Source organism: Janthinobacterium sp., assembly GCF_031995485.1.
Lineage (GTDB): Bacteria > Pseudomonadota > Gammaproteobacteria > Burkholderiales > Burkholderiaceae_D > Janthinobacterium.
Genome location: NZ_DAMAGB010000006.1, coordinates 116,475 through 132,993, shown reverse-complemented (window position 1 = coordinate 132,993; position 16,519 = coordinate 116,475). Strand labels below are relative to the sequence as shown.

The following is a 16,519-nucleotide window of genomic DNA, read 5'->3' as shown; positions in this document are numbered from 1 at the left end:
CCAATCACCTGTTTGATCGAGCGTCAGCTGCAGGCGATGGCAACGCCAAGGGCGACCACCTGGATACCGCCCGGCAAAACCCGTTGTACCGCGCGCCCGAGACCCCGCCCGTGCCGCAGTTGCCGCAGGAGCTGGCGTACCTATGGACCTGGTTCACGCAGCTGAACCAGAAGCGGCAGTGCGGCATGGCCGTGAACGCGCTGACCAGCGCCGAGATCCTGGCCTGGCAGGCGCGCCACCAGGTGCGCTTCGATCCGTTTGAAGAATCAATCATCGATCGCCTCGATGCGCTGTTCATTCATCACCAAAACAAGAAGGAACCTTAGATGCCCGATATCGCCCAGCTTGGACTTTCCATCGACACGCGCCAAGTTGTCGAGGGCAGCAAGGCCTTGGACACCCTTGGCGAAGCAGCGGTGCGCGTCGAGCAGAAGACCGCCGGCGCTACGGCAGCCGTCGACAAGCTGGGCGAGGCCAACGCCGCGGCGAAGGCCAAGGTGACGGACAGCGCTGCGGCCGTTGATGCTGTTGGCGAGGCAGGTGTGCGCGCTGCTCAAAAAGTAGCGGGCACCGCCACGTCCGTAGATTCGTTGAGCGCTGCAGCGGTGCGCGTGCGCTCGACATCGGTGGAGGGCGCCAGCGCGCTGGACGGTTTCACTAATGCATCCTCTGGCGTGTGGCGCCGCGGCAGTGATGCTGCCAAAAGCGTCGATAGCCTCGGCGATGCCACCGCCCGTACGGGGCAGCGCGCGTCCGTCAGCAATGGTCAGATGGCCGATACCGCCAGAATTATGCAGGCGCAGGCTGAGCAGGCGCGCGCAACTGCGCAAGCCAATACCGCGCTCGGCGCATCAACCACGCAGCTCACGCTGGGCCAGCAGCAGCTGATCGAGCGCATGCGTGAGCAGGCCGCCACGATTGGTATGAGCCGCACACAGCTGCTGGCCTATCAGGCTGCACAGATGGGCGTGACCAAGGAAACGCAACAAGCCATTGCCACGATCAAGGCATATGAAGACGCCATCAAGGCGGCGGCCAAAGCAAAGGAGGAGGCTGCTCGCTCGTCCAATGTGCTGGCTGATGCCGTCAAAATGCTTGTTACTGCATACGCGGCGCTAAAAGTGTGGGATTACATCAAGGAATCCGCTTTGCTTGCTGCCCGGTTCGAGACGCTTGGCGTCGTGATCGAGGTGGTAGGGCGGAACGCCGGCTATACCAAAACGCAGATGCTCACTGCAACTGAAGCGATTGCTGCCCAGGGCATTACCATGATCGAGTCTCGGGAGTCAGCAGTCAAGCTGGTCCAGGCACACGTCGACCTGAAAAACGCCACCGTGCTGGCGCGCATCGCCCAAGATGCGGCCGTCATCGGCCACCTGAATTCGTCAGACGCATTTGATCGCCTGGTGAACGGCATTTCGCGCGGCAACGTGCTCATCCTGCGCAACATCGGCATCAACGTGAACTTGCAAAGCGCGTATCGCCAGATGGCCGATGAGCTTGGTAAGACGACGAAGGAGCTGACGGAGAACGAGCGCGTGCAGGCCCGCCTGAATGCTGTCATTGATCGCGGCTCGGATATTGCCGGGACCTACACCGCCAGTATGGATACCGCTGGCAAGCAGATCACTTCGATGCAACGGTATGTCACCGATTTGAAAACGCGCTTCGGTGAGACATTCAACGAGGTGCTCACGGTGTCTGTAATGGCGCTCACGAAATCACTAAAGGACGCTAATGGCGAAGTAAGTGAATTGTCCAAAAATAATCAGTTGGAAGAGTGGGGGCATAACCTTGCGTCGACTTTTGTCTGGCTGGCCAACACAGTTAGCAATGCGAATACCGTTCTTGTCAAGGCATGGGCGTGGGCGGATCACCGGCAAGCGCGCGATGACCTGGTAAGTAAATTTGACGTGCAGGCGAGGGCGAATTACGACGATAAATCTATTGCGGCGCCGGAGCGAACTCGCCGTGCTGTGCGCATTGAGGCGGGACTGCAAAGCGAATTGGCGCAAGAATATGCGGATTACGTCAGTCAGCAAGCCAAGTTGACCGGCGAATTCGACCGGTTTACGAAGGCCGAAGCTGAACGAAACGCCACCAGGACGGCAAAACGCAAGGCAGAAGCCGATGAGCGGCTTAAGGTCGATGCCGACTATGCAAAAGCGGCTTCAGATATTCTCTTGAAATCGGCCAATGAAGGCGCTGTCGCGCAAGAAGCCGCGCGCAAAAAGGTCCTCGCACTCTATGACAAAACTTACGTCGGCACGCCAACCTACCGCGATTCGGGAGGGCGGGAGCCTACCCCGAAGGCAGACCCGGTCGAGAACACGCAGCTCGCCGACCAACTGAAACAGTTCGAGAAGGAGGCTGCCGCCACCAAAGCACACTACGACGCATTGGGCAAACTTGATGATATGTACTTGAAAGGTGGCGAGCTATCCGTTCAGCAGGCCTATGCCAACAAGCGTGAATACGCCACAAAGACGTACGAGGCGCAGATTGATGCCTTCGACCAGCAGATCGATGCACTGCAAGGGCACAACAGCGCCACCAAAGCGGAGGCCGCCAAGCACCAGAAGGAACTGAACGAGATCCTTGGCAAGCGTGATGCAGCTGAGAAGGCGTTTTTTGATGCGGATTTCATTCGAGAGGAGGAGGAACGCCTGCGCAAAGCAGCCGGTGCCACGGCCGCCAGCGATGCTGCCAACAAGGAAATCGCCAGCATTAATGCGCAGGTCGCGGCGGTGGAAGAGCAGATCCGGACATATGGCATGCTGCCGGCGGCCAAGACGGCGCTGGCCATCGCCGACTTGGAAGAGCAGAGCGCCGCGCTGGCCGGATTCGCGAACAGCGAGAAAACCATCGAGCTGAACAACCGCAAGATCGACAGCCTGAAACGTCTTCGCGCCGCGCAGGGTATCGCCCAGGCGCAGGAGGCCGGGACGGATGTTGCAAAGGCAAAGGAGCTGTTGGACATTTTGACGGCCATCGACACGGCAGCGCAGGCGGCAGCGCAGGGCATGGCAGCGTCTTTTGGTGCGGTCGGCACCGCTATCGGTGGATTGACGACGGCCCTGACTGGGTATGAGCGCACACAAGCGGCGATAGCTGCGCAACTGGCAACCTCAATGACGAGCGCTGGCGGAGATCAGGAAAAGATCGCCAAGGCCCAAGCTGCTGCTGCGCAGCAGGGCGCTCAGGCGCAGGTCAAGAGCTACGGCGACATGGCCAGCGCGGCCAAGGGCTTTTTCAAAGAGAACTCGGCCGGCTACAAGGCGATGGAGGGCGTCGAGAAAGCATATCGTGCGTATGAGATGGCCATGGCCGTCCAGAGCATGCTTACTAAAAGCGGCTTGCTGACTGCTTTCACCGGGCTGTTCGTCACGGCGAAAGCCGCTGAGGTGACCGCGACCGTGGCGACCGTACCGGTTACCGTGGCCGCTGAGGGCGTGAAGCAGGGCGCCCTGGCGACGACTGCCATGGCCGGCGCTATCGCCGTACCATTCCCTGGCAATCTGGCTGCGGTCGGTATCGTGGCCGCCATGCTTGCTGCCATCGGCCTGGCCAGTGGCGGGGGCGGCGGATCATCGATCAGTCTGTCCCAGCAGCGTCAAGCGGCCACCGGTACCGGTTCGGTGCTGGGCGACTCGTCCGCGAAATCGGAATCGATCGCACACAGCCTGGCCATCATGGAGAAAAACAGCGGCCTGGGCCTGGCGCACACCATTTCGATGGACCAGTCGCTGAAACAGATGGTGGCCGGCATCGGCAACCTGGGCAACCTGCTGGCGCGCGATGGCGTGACTGAAGCAGGCGGTGGCGCGGCAGCTGGCGTACAGACCGGCACGAAAGTGCTTGGCGGCACGCTGGGCACCGTTACCGGCGCCGTGACCGGTGGCGTCGGTGGTGCTGCACTTGGCACGTACCTGGGCATGGGCATGGCAGCGATCGGCGGACCGCTCGGCCTGGCAATCGGCGCCGTGCTTGGCACGGTGCTCGGTGGTGTCGTGTCGAAACTGTTCAACACGTCGACCTCGATCAAAGACCAAGGCATCACCGGCAAGGCCATGTCGCTGGGCGATGTCGACGCGTTGGGCTTTACCGCCCAGGCCTACGCCGATATCAACACGAAGAAGAAGGCCTTCGGGATCTCGTACAGCAGCAAGAACAGCACGCAGACCGCTGCGCTGTCCGATGAAATGAACGACCAGTTCAGCATGATCATCAGCGGCATGGGTGACACCATCCGCAGCGCGGCCGATGTGCTGGGCTTGGGTGGTGCCGCCTTCAATGCCAAGTTGAATACCTTCGTGGTCGATCTGGGCAAGATCAGCCTGAAGGATCTGAAGGGCGAAGAGCAGCAGAAGGCGCTGGAAACGGCCTTTTCCAAGCTCGGTGACGACATGGCCAAGTTCGGCGTGGCCGGCCTGGCGCAATACCAGGCTGTCGGCGAGGGCTACCTGGAAACGCTGGTGCGCGTCACCAACGACTATATGCAGGTATCCGACGTGCTGGCCGTGCTGGGCAAATCGTTCAACACCACCGGCTTGGGCGCCGTCGCGCTGAGCGAAAACCTGATCGCAGCAACTGGTGGTCTCGAAAAGCTGACCAGTGGCACCAGCTATTTTGTCGAAAACTTCCTAACCGAAGCGGAGCGCATGGCGCCGATCACCAAGTCGGTGAACGATGCCATGGGCAAGTTGGGCGTTTCAGGAGTGACTACGGTCGACCAATTCAAGGCCTTGGTGCTGGCGCAGGACCTGAATACGGCAGCCGGCCAGGCTATGTACGCGCAGCTGATCGCGCTGGCCGAGCCGTTCAAAGCTGCGGCCGACTACGCCGCCGAGCTGGCGGCGGCCACCGGCGACTTCGCTGCTGTGGCGAAAACCGCCAGCGAAATCGCCAGCGAGCACCGCGACCTGCAGCAGCAGCTGAACGAGCTGACGAAGACCGAAGCCCAGCTGCTGGCCATCCAGCGCGCCGGCATCGCCGACGTCAACAAGGCGCTGTTCGACCAGGTGCAGGCGGCCAAGGCTGTGGTATCGGCCAAGGACGCGCTTGCCAAGGCATACGAAACGGAATCGACGGCGGCGAAGGCTGCATTGGACAAGTCGAAATCGTGGGTGACAACGCTTAACGGCCTGAATGCCAGTTTCGCCTTGGGCGCTCAGTCCACGCTGACGCCGGAGCAGAAATATGCCGAGGCGCGGGCGCAGTTCGAGAAAACCTTGGCAGCGGCGAATGCCGGCGACAGCACGGCGCAGTCTGGCCTGTCGGCGGCCGAGCAGGCGTTCCTGACGGCCTCGCAGGTGGTCAACGCGTCGGATGCGAAGTACGTGGCGGACTACGCGCGCGTGATGGCGGCCAATGACGAGGCCATGCGCTGGGCCAGCACCCAGGTGGATGTGCAGCAGGCCAGCCTGGATGCGCTGACAGCGCAGGTATCTGGCCTGATCACCATCAACGACTCGGTGCTGACGGTGGCGCAGGGGATTGCCAACTTGAATGCGGCAATGGGCGCGGCTACCGGCTTGGGCGTGAAGTTCGACGGCTCGCACGCCGGTGGCCTGGCCAACGTCCCGTTCGATGGTTACGCGGCCGAGCTGCACCGCGGCGAGGTGGTGGTCGATGCGCAGGCTGCGGCGGCCATGCGTCGCTACTTCGGCGGCGCACCAAGCCAGGGCGGCGGCAACACCGATGCGCTGGTGGCGGAGGTCAAGATGCTGCGCGAGGAAATCAAAGGCCTGCGTGGCGACCAGGACAAGCAGACCGGCGCCGCGATCCGTGCCACGGTTGAATCGAACGCCAGCGCCGCGAAGGTGGTGGTAGCAGGCGTCGATAAGTCAGCCAAAACATCGGCGTGGGAAAAAGCAAATAGAAAGGTGGAGTATGTCTGATGATCAGTTTTTAGCGTGGCTGCAGGATTCGGCCGCTGCGCGCATGGTGCTGATCGAGGCCCAAGTGAACGTGGCCGGCGTCGAGGTGACGCGTTACCTCTCGTCGCGCCTGTACACCACCGGCCCGGCTGACACGCCGGCCAACGTCGAATATCTTCCGCTGGCCACCGGCGGCCTGGCCTTCACCGAGCAGGTCAGCCTGACCGGTGAGGCAGGGCTGTCGGGCGGCGATATCGCGCTGGACAACGCCGACGGCGCGCTCGACGGCTGGCTCGGCGATGTGTGGACCAATCGGGCCATCCGCGTCTGGTCTGGCGACCCGGCCTGGCCGCGTGGTCAGTTCCGCCTGGTGTTCGACGGCATCATCGCCGACGTAGGCGTGTCGGGCCGCGAATCGATCACCCTGGCGCTGCGCGACAAGTTGCAGCGTTTGAACACCCCGATCACCGAGGCCAAGCTGGGCGGCGCCACGCAGAACAAGGACGCGGTCCTGCCGGTGCCGTTCGGCGAATGCCACAACGTTTCGCCGCTGGCTACCAACCCGGCCACGCTGGAATATGGCTTTCTCGGCGCCGTCGAGTCGATCGCCGAGGTGCGGGCCAACGGCAAGCCGGTGGCGGCCACGATCGACAACGCGGCCGGCCGCTTCACGCCGATCACGAATCCGCTGGCCCAAGTGATCACCGCCAGCGTGCAGGGCGACAACGTGGCTGGCTACGCGCCGCGCATCGCCCCGCTGGTGCAGCGCATCGCCACCGGCTATGGCAAGGCGGCGGATCGCTTCACAGCTGCCGATCTGGACCTGGTCAATCTGGACGCCTTCGACGCGGCGCACCAGCAGCTGGTGGGCCTGTACATCGCCGACCGCACCAATCAGGCGCAGGCCATCCAGCAGCTGGCGGCTAGCGTGGGCGCGCAAGCGATTATGTCGCGCACCGGCCAGCTGCGACTGGTCCAGGTCGCGCTGCCGGGCCTGGGTGTGCCGGTGGAGATCGGCCCGGACCAGATGATGGAGAAAACGTTGCACCCGGTGCAGCGTCTGCCGGTGACGGCGGCCGTGAAAATTGGCTTCGACCAGAACTACACCGTGCAGGCCAGCCTGACGACCAGCATCCCGCCAGAGCATGCCGACCTGTACGGCACTGAATGGCTGACCGAAACAGTGGTCGATGAGGCAGTGCGCGCTCGGTACCGCCTCAGCGATGACCCGGTGCAGGTCGATACCTGCCTGAAAACCCGCGCCGACGCGCATGCCGAGGCCGCGCGGCGCCTGGTGTTGAACAGCGTGCCGCGCACGATCTACGAATTTGACGGAGAACCCGAGATGATGATGCTGGAACTGGGCCAGGCCGTGACCCTTACGGATGCGCGCTACGGCCTGCAGGATGGCGCCCCGGGCGTGGTGGTGCTGCTGTCGCGCTACTGGCTGACCGGCCGCGTGACCGTCGGGGTGATGGTTTGAGCGCGCTGCTGGGCGAGCGTGACCGCCTGATCATGAATACGGTGCCGCGCTACTCGACGCCGATCGACCGCGCGCTGATGCTGTCGGCCAGCGCCACGATGTTCGAGGTGTCGCTGGCGGGTGTGCCGACACCGGCAACGATCACGTTCTCGGCGCTGATGCTGGGCGCCGTGGGCGAGGTCACATTTGCCAGCGAGCCGCCGGTGCCGCTGACGGTGACCAACGGCGACGCCGTGCTCAAATTCGCGGATATGACGGCCAGCATTGTGACTGTCACGGCCACCACGGTGATCGATGGCCTGACATATTACGCCCGCCAGACCATCGCCAAAACCCAGGCGCTGGATCTGCGGCCGCCGCCGGCGCCGACTGGACTGGTCGCCACAGGCACGCCAGCGGCCATCGTGCTGCACTGGAACGCTGCGCCGGCCAATTACAGCAACCTGTCGCACACCGAGGTGTGGCGCGCGTCGGTGAATGATTTCGCCCAAGCGGCGCTTGTCGGCCGTGCCGACGGCCGTGAATACACCGATCCAGTCGGGCCGGGCGTATTCCGCTATTACTGGATTCGCTATGTGTCGCGAGCGAGCATCCCCGGCCCATACAACGCCAGCAGCGGCACGGTGGGCGCCTCGAATGCCGAGGTCGAGCATCTGCTGCAGGTACTGACCGGCGAGATCACGCAGTCGCAACTGCATGCGGATCTGGGCGCGAAAATCGATCTAATCGATGAGCTGGACGAGGCATATGGCGATACGGCCAGTGCGGCCTCCTCGGCAGCTGCCGCTGCTCAGGCAGCAGCAGCGGCGGCGCTTGATGCTGCAGCCGCAGATGCCGCTGCCGGCGGCGCCAGCCAGTACGCCAGCCAGGCGAACCAGTCGGCTACCAGTGCCAGCACGGCCGCCGGCGCCGCGTCGACGTCAGCTGGACAGTCGTCACAGGCGGCCAGTGCTGCAGGCGGCAGCGCCGCAGCGGCGGAAAACTCGGCCCGCACCGCTGCCAATTCAGCTGGCGCGGCCGGCGCCAGCGCCAGTGCCGCGTCAACCAGTAAGGACAGCGCGGCTGGCTCAGCAACTGCTGCCGGCGTGCAGGCCGCTGCATCATCCCAGTCGGCGATTGAGGCGAAAGCGGCACGCGATTCCGCCAGCGGCGCGGCCAGCGCAGCGCTGCAGTCGGCTGGCACGGCCAGCGCGGCATCGACAGCAGCCGGGCAAAGCGCGGCATCGGCAAGCAGTTCCGCTGGTACAGCGACGACCAAGGCAGCTGATGCAGGCGTGTTTGCATCGCAGGCCGCCACGTCAAAAAGCGGCGCCGATGGCAGCGCCCAGGCGGCGGCTAATTTTCTGCAGCAGGCGCAAGCGATCCTAACTGACCCTGTGACGGGGCTAGTGCAGAAATATGCAGCCGTCAAAGTCCTTGCCGACGCCACTGCCAACTCGCTGGGCCAGGTGCAGGCGAAATATTCCGTCCAGGTTGACGCTGATGGTGTTGCGGGCGGGCTTGAGCTGATCGCCGGCGGGGGACGCGTGGATCTCGGCGTGCGCGCCAGCACGTTCTTTATCGCCGCGCCTGCCAGCAGCGGGATTCCCACGGCTGTGCCATTTATCGTGCGCACGACGGAGACGGTGATCGGCGGCGTGACTATCCCGATCGGCATGTATGTCGCTGACGCTTTCATCCAGAACGCCTCGATCACCAACGCAAAAATTGGCGGGGATATCTGGTCGAGCAATTTTGTAGCCGGCCAGTCCGGCTGGCGACTGTATCGCAGCGGCGATCTGGAGATCAACAATCTTCGTGCGCGAGGCGCCATCGCCGGCGGCGGGTTCACCGGATGGGGATGGCCAGGGAATGGCGGTGGATATTATCTGGGGCCGGAGGGCCTGCTGATGGGCAATGCGGGGACTGGTAAATATCTCCAGGTGACAGCCAATGGTGATGTGGAAGCGCCAGGCCTCTCCATCGTCAATGGCAATGCGAAATTTTCAGGAGAGCTGATCGCCGCAACCGGGACAATCGGAATGTTGCGCAGCCGGACAACAGGTGGCCGCGTCGAGATCTCCGGGGATGCTATCAAGACTTTCGACGATAACGGCACGCTGCGAGGAACTTTTGGGAAGCGAACCGCATGAACTTCGGACTGACATTATTTAAAGCGGATGGCACCGTGCTGGTTAGTTCAGACAGTTTCGGCATCGTGTTTGTCGATCTGATGGTTGTATCTCCAGGCGTTGCTGCAACGCGATCCTTTCCTGCTTTTGCGGGCCGCACATTTAAAACACTGAGCGGCTCACTGGCACAGTTGAGCTATCCAGGGGGCGTGCCGACAGTTTCTGTCAATGGCGCGGATTTTAAAAAAATTGAAAAAATATACATTTTCTCCTTATGACCTTTGGCATCTACTTTGAAAATAATGATGGCGGGCTGATTCTTTCTGCGGACAGCCCTGGGCTTGCCTACATCGGACCGGCGCCTTACATCGGGTCGGCTGACGTGCCAGGCTCTCCCAGCACTGCCAAGGTACTGGGGCGTTACCGTGTAGTTTCCATTAACGAGCCGTTAGTTTTTGTTGAAATGACCTTGGGGAAACTGTTCAGTGTTTATTCGGTCACGCTATCGGCGGCCAATACTTGGGACATCCTCGTTTATTGCTCGGCATCATCGGGCGGAAGCGGCTCCACGCCCACTGCCCAGCAGGCCACTGTGCATTGTTTCGCGCCGCTGACAGGGCCGGTTAGCGGCGGATTCGGGTTTTGGCTGTTTGATGCCGCCGGCAATTGCACCTTCGATGCGGGCGCAAAGATGATCATGCCGCGCGCGATCGGCGACTTCACGGCCGCCACACCGCCGGCCGGTTCGTTTGACCTGCAGAGCTACACATTTCCCAATATGGCCCGGCCGGCAGTTTGCGGACTGGCTGATGGTAGTGGGTCGCGCGGGCTTGCCGTATCACCTGGCGCCAGCGTCTCAACGCTGATGCAATTTGCGGGAGCATTTTTGTTTCGCGCGCCAAATATCTTGGATCGAACGCAGATGTGCGTCGATGCTCAGCCGGAGAATATTCCTCCCTTTGCACTGAACATGCGCTACCGCGCCAGCACGGCTCTGCTTATTGACATGGCTGATTATTAAGGACCACGGAATGCCCAATCTCCGCATCATCCACGACAACGCCGCCGACCGCGCAGTGCTGACCGCATCGAGCCAAGCCGGTGCGCTGGGCCCGGCCAACCTCCAGCTCGACCGCAAAAGCGCCGTGCTGCGCGCCGCCGGCCTGCAGCAGACCGTTACCGCAACTTGGCCGGCGCAGGAATGCATCGCCTGCGTGGCGCTGATTTTCACCAATATGACCAGCGGCGCGCGCATGCGCGTGCGCGGCTACGGCCAGCCGGGCGACGTTGTACCAGCGCTCGACACGGGCTGGATGATGCCCTGTCCGGAGGCACCGCTGGAATCCTATCCGTTCGGCGAGCTGCCGCTCGGCTGGAACGCCTATGCATGGGGCGGCACGAATACCTGGGCGCGCGGTGGTGGCGGCGACGCTGTGGCCTGGTTCGCGCCCGTATTCGTAAGCCGCCTGGTGATCGATGTGTCTTGTCCGGACCTGCCTGAGGCCTACATCGAGGTGTCGCGCCTGGTGGCCGGCAATTACTGGTCGCCCGAGAACAATGCTGAGTATGGCGCCAGCCTGCAGATGCAGGACACGACCGAGGTCTATCGCACGGCCGCAGGCACGGCCAAAACAGCAGTGGGCGTCAGCAGCGAAAAACTGAGCATCAACCTCGGACACCTGCCGGCCGACGATCGAGCGCGGCTGATGCGCATCCTGCGTGAATGCGGCCCCGTTCGACCACTGCTGTTCAGCCTGTTCCCGGAAAATCCTGATCCGCTGCTGGAGCAGGACCACATGCTGTACGGGCGTGTTGCCAATCTGGATGCCGTCAGCACCCCGTATTACGAAACCTATTCTGCACCACTCCAAATCGAAGGGATCTAAAAAATGGCATCAAAATTTTACGCCGGCATGAAAAACGTGGTCGAGGTGCTGAACCAGATGTGGGATGCCTTTGCGGCAGGGCCGTATAACGCGCTGCCGCTGACCGGCGGGAACCTGAGCGGCCCAGTCACTAGCAGCAGTGCCATAAGTGCTGTAGTAGTAGCGAGTGGCAACATGACAAGGCCTAGTCATACCTTTATCAGTGGAGTGCCTTCAGTGACGCCAGCTGGCAGCGATAATGAAGTTGCGAGGTTTGCGGTGGCCGGTGCGTCAGGGTTCGCTTTTGACGGTTGCTTCTCATGGCTGACTAACAGTGCTAATGGTACGTTGTATAAAGAAGGCTATCTAATCAAGCTGCGGGCTTTTGACACAGGTTCGGGCGTATTTACAAATGATTTGATAACGTTCTCGGGTCGGGGAGAGGTAACGGCAACTGGTCTGGTAAGAGGTCCTGTCTGTCAGTTCGGGCCTGTTGCGCGATCAGGGCCAGAGAGTGTTATTGCAGGAGTGAATCAATCGCAGGGCCAACCTAATGTCAGAATACCTAATAGCGCACTGTTTTACGTGTCTGCCGGTTCCACAGGGTCAGCAGCCGCCTGTGCGTTAAGCATTGCTTCCGACACTACCACCGGGCGCAGTATCAACGCAGGCGGCACCGTCAACGCCAGCGGCGCCGACTATGCTGAATACCTCATCAAGGCGCTGCTTTGCGGCACGATCGCGCCGGGGCAGATCGTTGGTATCGACGCCGACGGCCGGCTCACCGACAAGTGGAACCGCGCCATTGCGTTCATGGTCAAATCGACCAGCCCCTGCATGGTCGGCGGCGACTCATGGGCGCAGGACCTGGGCGCGCGCCCGGTTGCGCCTGCCCGCGTTCTTCCATCGATCGAGCAGGAGATGGTCAGCCCGGCCGTGCCGGCAGACCCGACCAGTGGCACGGACGCTGTAGCTGCAGTGTTTCGCAGCATCGTCACAGCATCTGGTGACACGGACGCCGAATGGGCCGCCAAGGAAGAAGCGCATGCCTCGGCGCTCGCCGCATTCGATGTAGCTCTGGAGCAGCGGCGTCAGACGGTAGACCGTATTGCATTTGCTGGCCAGGTGCCGGTCAACGTGCTCGGCGCCGCGCCTGGCCAGTACATCGTGCCGGTCCGAGACGGCGAGGGCATTGTCGGCCAGGCTGTCGATCGCGGCGATATGACGCTCGATCAGTACATGAGCGCCATCGGGCGGGTGATCGCGATCGAGGAAGACGGCCGCGCCCGGATTATCGTGAAGGTGGCGTGATGCGCGCCCCTCACACCGGCGTCGATCGCGCCGGCTCCGTTTTCCGCATGTACGTCGGCGGCAATGCCATTGTGACCTGGTACGTGGCCATGACCGACCCGCGTTCGCTGATGCACCTGGTGGCGTCGACGCGCGACGGCGCCGTGCTGATATGGCTGCTGATGGCCGTTGGCGCCGCCGCGCTGCTCGATGCGGTCATCAACGACTTCATGCCCGAGCGCTTCCACTGGCGTATTGGCCGACGCCAGCGCCATTACATTCTGGCCGCCCTGGCGTTTTGCTACATCGCGCAGCTTTATGTCGAGTTTTTCAACCTACGCAGCGGAGGCCTGCTGGCCTATTACCTGTGGAACGCCGCCACAATCATGTTTATTGCGTTCATCGACGCCCACCAACGCAATAAGGACAACCAATGCTCGACAGTCTGCAATTGAAGAAAATCTGCTGGGTATGGCTCGGCTGCTTCTGGAGCGCCGGCGCCGCTGCGGCGCAAGCCACGTTCGGCAGTGACTTGTCGAGTATTCCACCGGCGGCCGTGGCCGTTGCCGTGGTGCTGGCCCTGATCGGCGGCGCTGCGGCGACGCTGCGCAAGATCGCCAGCCCGACCATCACAATCAAGTCCGTGCCGCTGGAAGTGTCGAGCGATCTGCTGCTATCGCTGCTGGCCGGCCTGGTCACCTATTTCCTGTCTGCCTGGCAGGAAGTGCCGATCCTGCTGCAGGCGGGCCTGATCCCGCTTGCTGGATTCGGCGGTGCTCGAGTACTCGAAGCCTACTTGGCTGCCGGCCTGGCCAAACTTAGCCGCTTCGGCGGCCCACCATCACCACCACCTGAAAGCCTGCCATGAACCTGACCCTTCAGCAACTCATCACCATCATGCCCAATGCCCGCTCCAAAGCGGGTATTTTTTTGCCCGCGCTCAACGCCGCCATGGCGGAATTCGGCATCAACACGCCGGCGCGCGCCGCTTCGTTCCTGGCCCAGCTGGCTCACGAATCTGGCCAGCTGGTCTACGTGCGCGAGCTGTGGGGCCCGACGCCGTCGCAGCTGCGCTACGAGCGTGACGCCACGGCAGCCTGGCCGCCACGCGCGCGGACCGATCGCAATCAGCTGCCATTCGACCTGGGCAACTCCCAGGCGGGTGATGGCTCGCGCTACCGTGGCCGTGGCTTGATTCAGATCACCGGACGCACCAACTACACCGCCTGCGGCAAGGCCCTGGGCCTGGACCTGCTGGCGCAGCCGGCGCTGCTCGAGCAGACCGTCAACGCCTGCCGCTCGGCCGGCTGGTTCTGGCAGTCGCGCGGCCTGAACGTGCTGGCCGACGCCGGCGACCAGGTCGCTGTGACGCGTCGGATCAATGGCGGCACGAACGGGCTGGCCGAGCGCCTGGCGTATTTCAAGGTGGCGCAGCGGGTGCTGGCGTGAGCGGCGCCAGCGCGCTGGCCGGCGCTGCAGTCGGCGGCGTCTGGAAGGCGGCCGTGATCTTGCTGGCTGCCATGTTGCTGGTGGTGACCGGCGTTGCCGGCACCGGCTGGTGGATGGCCGCTGGCGACCGCGACTTGGCGCGGGCGGCGCTGCAGGCAGAGCAGGGCGTCAGCGCTGGCCTGCGTGCATCGATCGCCGAGCAGAACCGGGCCGTCGAGGGCATGGCCGCTGCCACGCTGGCGGCCCAGCAGCGCGGCGAGGCAGCGCAGGTCGCCGCGGCGGCTGCAGGCAGGAAGTACGTTGCGGCACAGGCGCAGCTGGCCGGTGCGCGCGCCACGACCTGCGATGAGGCGATGCCGGCCGTGCGACGCATGCTGGAGGATGTGCGATGAGGCGCTGCTCAAATCAGGCCAAACAGGCTTGCGCACCGCATGGATGCTCATTTTTGGGCGCTGGTCGCGCTGCTGGACTTATTGCTGCCATGCTGCTGGCCGGCTGCAGCACCGCGCCGCCCGCGCCGGTTCGTATCGAGGTGCCAGTGATAGTGCCGTGCATCGGCGAGGTGCCAGTGCGCCCAGCTTACGAATTTGACAAGCTGCCGTCTCCAGCGACAGATGGTGAGATCGTCCTTGCGTTGGCACGGGACTGGCTAGTCGGTCGAAAATATCAAACGCAGCTCGAAGCGATCGTTACTGGCTGTGAATAAATTATTTTTGAGCGCATTCCGGCGTAGGGGCTATAGAGGACTTAGGCGTTGGCGCTAAAGCAGCTCTATTCTGTTGCGGAACAGCATTTCCACACCAAGCCGAGTTGGTTATTTGAATGGGAAGAGGTGTCGTATTGTTGATGATTGGCTGAGTAAATGTCTGGGCGGATTCCAGTGTTCTTGGAGCGAGTAAAGTTGGGGTTTGTTGAAAATTTTGCTCGTTTGGTTTTTTAATGTCATCTTTCCACATCGAAATGGCCGCGTGGATTCCAATGGAAACTAGGATAAATAGCATGACGATAGATCCATAGATAGTCCAACGCTTTGTTTGCAAGAATGCTTTTTCGCCTTTCTTTACTATTTCCCATTCAGTTTTTAGCAATATTCGAGAGTATACAATAAGCTCATCAGCCGCAGCATGTATTTTCTCCTTTAATTTAGTGCGCTTTTCACTGTCGTCTTCTGTAGCTAGACTTTCTAGCATTGTATAGATATGAGGGAAACTCTGTTCAATTTTTCCAAAATCATGGTCATTTAGCCTAAAATGTAACCTTGTCATTGCATAGGTTTGATGTAAATCCCTGGTTATCTCTCTTCTCGTAGCATGTTGATTTTGAATTTTATCCTGCATAAATTTTTTGAATAATTCTACGTTTTCATCTTTTGAATTCTCAATTGACGATAGCATGGCACTTTCCATGGTATCTGCATCCTTCATGATATTCCAACTGAGGCTGGCAAGCGTATTTATTAGGCCAACTAAGTCAGCTAGGGACTTTCTGGCAGAATCAGTCCAAGCTTGACGGTATTCAGATGTCTTGCTTTCTTTTTCATTTACCAACTTCACTATACTTAGGATAGCTGTTAGGAAGCCAGCAAGTGACGAAAGAAAGGCTGTTAGTAGAAGTTTGTCCATGGTGGAATCGTTGTAATAGGGCGTGCCATTTTATAGATTATTACGCATGGGAACTCTCTCGAATTGTAACGCTCACGTGGTTCTGAGAACTCACCTTTAGCAATTCGCTCAGATGATGCCCCGCCAGAGACTCTCAAGCGTCCAGCTAATCTTCAGCATAGTTATGCAGCAGGTAACACGCTTTGCTACCGTGTAGCACGAAGTTTTGGCAGCGGTCGATAAGCTCTATCGAAATACTCAACGGTTGCATCGTCAGCACGCCGTGCGGTGCGGGTCCCGCGCCGTCCCGGCGCAATTTTTGCCGCCGTTCAGTATTAGATATATCGTCGCTGCGCTGGAGATTAAACGGGTTGCGCTACACAAACACAATCACCGCACTCAATTTTGTTTACTGTACAACTCGCATCATTTCGATATACTGTATGCATATACAGTATTATTAGTTGGTACTATGAAGATAAGAGTGATTAAGATGCGTTCAGCTGGGGTGGCTGTAGAGCGCCGCATGCTGAACGACCGGTACACCGTCAAGCACTACGGGATGCTGGTCGTCATGGACGTGACCGATCAGGGGCTGCGGCGCCCTGTGAAGGTGGCGCGGCTTATGCAGCCTGGCAGACCAGGCCCCTATATGGAGCTACTTGATCCGCACATCGTATGGGCGAACGACGGAAAATTCACTTTGGCCGGTTTCGAGCGAATAACGAACGCGGAGGGGCATGTGGTCGAGTATGCGCAGTCTTGGCTTTGCGCACTGGATCTGGCTTTGCCTGAGGCGGCAATCGATGCCATGAGCGTCCGACCGGTGCGGTCATGAGCA

At 61.0% G+C, this 16,519-nt stretch carries 14 protein-coding genes; 13 read left to right on the top strand and 1 reads right to left on the bottom strand.

What is annotated here, in order from left to right; all coding sequences use genetic code 11:
* Positions 1 to 83 precede the first annotated feature (83 nt).
* The 12 genes from RTQ46_RS06650 to RTQ46_RS06595 are packed head-to-tail and all read left to right on the top strand — an operon-like array spanning position 84 to position 14,469.
* A complete protein-coding gene (locus RTQ46_RS06650) occupies positions 84 to 326 on the top strand; it encodes a hypothetical protein (protein ID WP_312435392.1) in 243 nt (80 codons plus the stop codon).
* Positions 327 to 5,900: a hypothetical protein gene (locus tag RTQ46_RS06645; RefSeq protein WP_312435391.1), complete on the top strand. Its 5,574-nt coding sequence runs from the start codon at positions 327 to 329 to the stop codon at positions 5,898 to 5,900.
* A complete protein-coding gene (locus RTQ46_RS06640; protein ID WP_312435390.1) occupies positions 5,893 to 7,362 on the top strand; it encodes a hypothetical protein in 1,470 nt (489 codons plus the stop codon). Before RTQ46_RS06645 ends, RTQ46_RS06640 begins: the two co-directional genes overlap by 8 nt.
* Positions 7,359 to 9,494 carry a hypothetical protein gene (locus tag RTQ46_RS06635; protein ID WP_312435389.1) on the top strand — a complete coding sequence of 712 codons (2,136 nt, stop codon included), beginning with the start codon at positions 7,359 to 7,361 and terminating at the stop codon, positions 9,492 to 9,494. The genes RTQ46_RS06640 and RTQ46_RS06635 overlap by 4 nt, the downstream gene beginning before the upstream one ends.
* Positions 9,491 to 9,751, top strand: a complete 261-nt coding sequence (locus RTQ46_RS06630; protein WP_312435388.1) for a hypothetical protein — start codon at positions 9,491 to 9,493, stop codon at positions 9,749 to 9,751. Before RTQ46_RS06635 ends, RTQ46_RS06630 begins: the two co-directional genes overlap by 4 nt.
* Positions 9,748 to 10,494: a hypothetical protein gene (locus RTQ46_RS06625; RefSeq protein ID WP_312435387.1), complete on the top strand. Its 747-nt coding sequence runs from the start codon at positions 9,748 to 9,750 to the stop codon at positions 10,492 to 10,494. The genes RTQ46_RS06630 and RTQ46_RS06625 overlap by 4 nt, the downstream gene beginning before the upstream one ends.
* A gap of 10 nt (positions 10,495 to 10,504) precedes the next feature.
* Positions 10,505 to 11,359 (top strand): hypothetical protein, encoded by an 855-nt coding sequence (locus tag RTQ46_RS06620; protein ID WP_312435386.1) that lies wholly within the window; start codon positions 10,505 to 10,507, stop codon positions 11,357 to 11,359.
* Between the two features lie 3 nt (positions 11,360 to 11,362).
* Complete coding sequence (locus tag RTQ46_RS06615) at positions 11,363 to 12,649, top strand: hypothetical protein (RefSeq protein ID WP_312435384.1); 1,287 nt, start codon at positions 11,363 to 11,365, stop codon at positions 12,647 to 12,649.
* On the top strand, positions 12,649 to 13,083 hold the full coding sequence (locus RTQ46_RS06610; RefSeq protein WP_312435383.1) for a hypothetical protein: 435 nt from the start codon (positions 12,649 to 12,651) through the stop codon (positions 13,081 to 13,083). The genes RTQ46_RS06615 and RTQ46_RS06610 overlap by 1 nt, the downstream gene beginning before the upstream one ends.
* Positions 13,062 to 13,496, top strand: a complete 435-nt coding sequence (locus tag RTQ46_RS06605) for a phage holin family protein (RefSeq protein ID WP_312435381.1) — start codon at positions 13,062 to 13,064, stop codon at positions 13,494 to 13,496. The genes RTQ46_RS06610 and RTQ46_RS06605 overlap by 22 nt, the downstream gene beginning before the upstream one ends.
* Positions 13,493 to 14,077: a glycoside hydrolase family 19 protein gene (locus RTQ46_RS06600; protein WP_312435380.1), complete on the top strand. Its 585-nt coding sequence runs from the start codon at positions 13,493 to 13,495 to the stop codon at positions 14,075 to 14,077. The genes RTQ46_RS06605 and RTQ46_RS06600 overlap by 4 nt, the downstream gene beginning before the upstream one ends.
* Positions 14,074 to 14,469, top strand: a complete 396-nt coding sequence (locus RTQ46_RS06595) for a hypothetical protein (protein ID WP_312435378.1) — start codon at positions 14,074 to 14,076, stop codon at positions 14,467 to 14,469. The genes RTQ46_RS06600 and RTQ46_RS06595 overlap by 4 nt, the downstream gene beginning before the upstream one ends.
* A 315-nt stretch (positions 14,470 to 14,784) precedes the next feature.
* Here RTQ46_RS06595 and RTQ46_RS06590 read toward each other — a convergent pair whose 3' ends face one another.
* Positions 14,785 to 15,699 carry a hypothetical protein gene (locus RTQ46_RS06590; protein ID WP_312435377.1) on the bottom strand — a complete coding sequence of 305 codons (915 nt, stop codon included), beginning with the start codon at positions 15,697 to 15,699 and terminating at the stop codon, positions 14,785 to 14,787.
* Positions 15,700 to 16,204: 505 nt separating this feature from the next.
* Between RTQ46_RS06590 and RTQ46_RS06585 the strand changes: the two genes are divergently transcribed.
* Positions 16,205 to 16,516 carry a hypothetical protein gene (locus RTQ46_RS06585; RefSeq protein WP_312435375.1) on the top strand — a complete coding sequence of 104 codons (312 nt, stop codon included), beginning with the start codon at positions 16,205 to 16,207 and terminating at the stop codon, positions 16,514 to 16,516.
* Positions 16,517 to 16,519 lie beyond the last annotated feature (3 nt).

Coding starts and splice junctions, on each gene's coding strand:
- RTQ46_RS06610 (WP_312435383.1), top strand. CDS start 12,649: ATGCGCGCCCCTCACACCGGCGTCGATCGCGCCGGCTCCGTTTTCCGC.
- RTQ46_RS06640 (WP_312435390.1), top strand. CDS start 5,893: ATGTCTGATGATCAGTTTTTAGCGTGGCTGCAGGATTCGGCCGCTGCG.
- RTQ46_RS06590 (WP_312435377.1), bottom strand. CDS start 15,699: ATGGACAAACTTCTACTAACAGCCTTTCTTTCGTCACTTGCTGGCTTC.
- RTQ46_RS06585 (WP_312435375.1), top strand. CDS start 16,205: ATGCTGAACGACCGGTACACCGTCAAGCACTACGGGATGCTGGTCGTC.
- RTQ46_RS06615 (WP_312435384.1), top strand. CDS start 11,363: ATGGCATCAAAATTTTACGCCGGCATGAAAAACGTGGTCGAGGTGCTG.
- RTQ46_RS06625 (WP_312435387.1), top strand. CDS start 9,748: ATGACCTTTGGCATCTACTTTGAAAATAATGATGGCGGGCTGATTCTT.
- RTQ46_RS06630 (WP_312435388.1), top strand. CDS start 9,491: ATGAACTTCGGACTGACATTATTTAAAGCGGATGGCACCGTGCTGGTT.
- RTQ46_RS06645 (WP_312435391.1), top strand. CDS start 327: ATGCCCGATATCGCCCAGCTTGGACTTTCCATCGACACGCGCCAAGTT.
- RTQ46_RS06600 (WP_312435380.1), top strand. CDS start 13,493: ATGAACCTGACCCTTCAGCAACTCATCACCATCATGCCCAATGCCCGC.
- RTQ46_RS06620 (WP_312435386.1), top strand. CDS start 10,505: ATGCCCAATCTCCGCATCATCCACGACAACGCCGCCGACCGCGCAGTG.
- RTQ46_RS06605 (WP_312435381.1), top strand. CDS start 13,062: ATGCTCGACAGTCTGCAATTGAAGAAAATCTGCTGGGTATGGCTCGGC.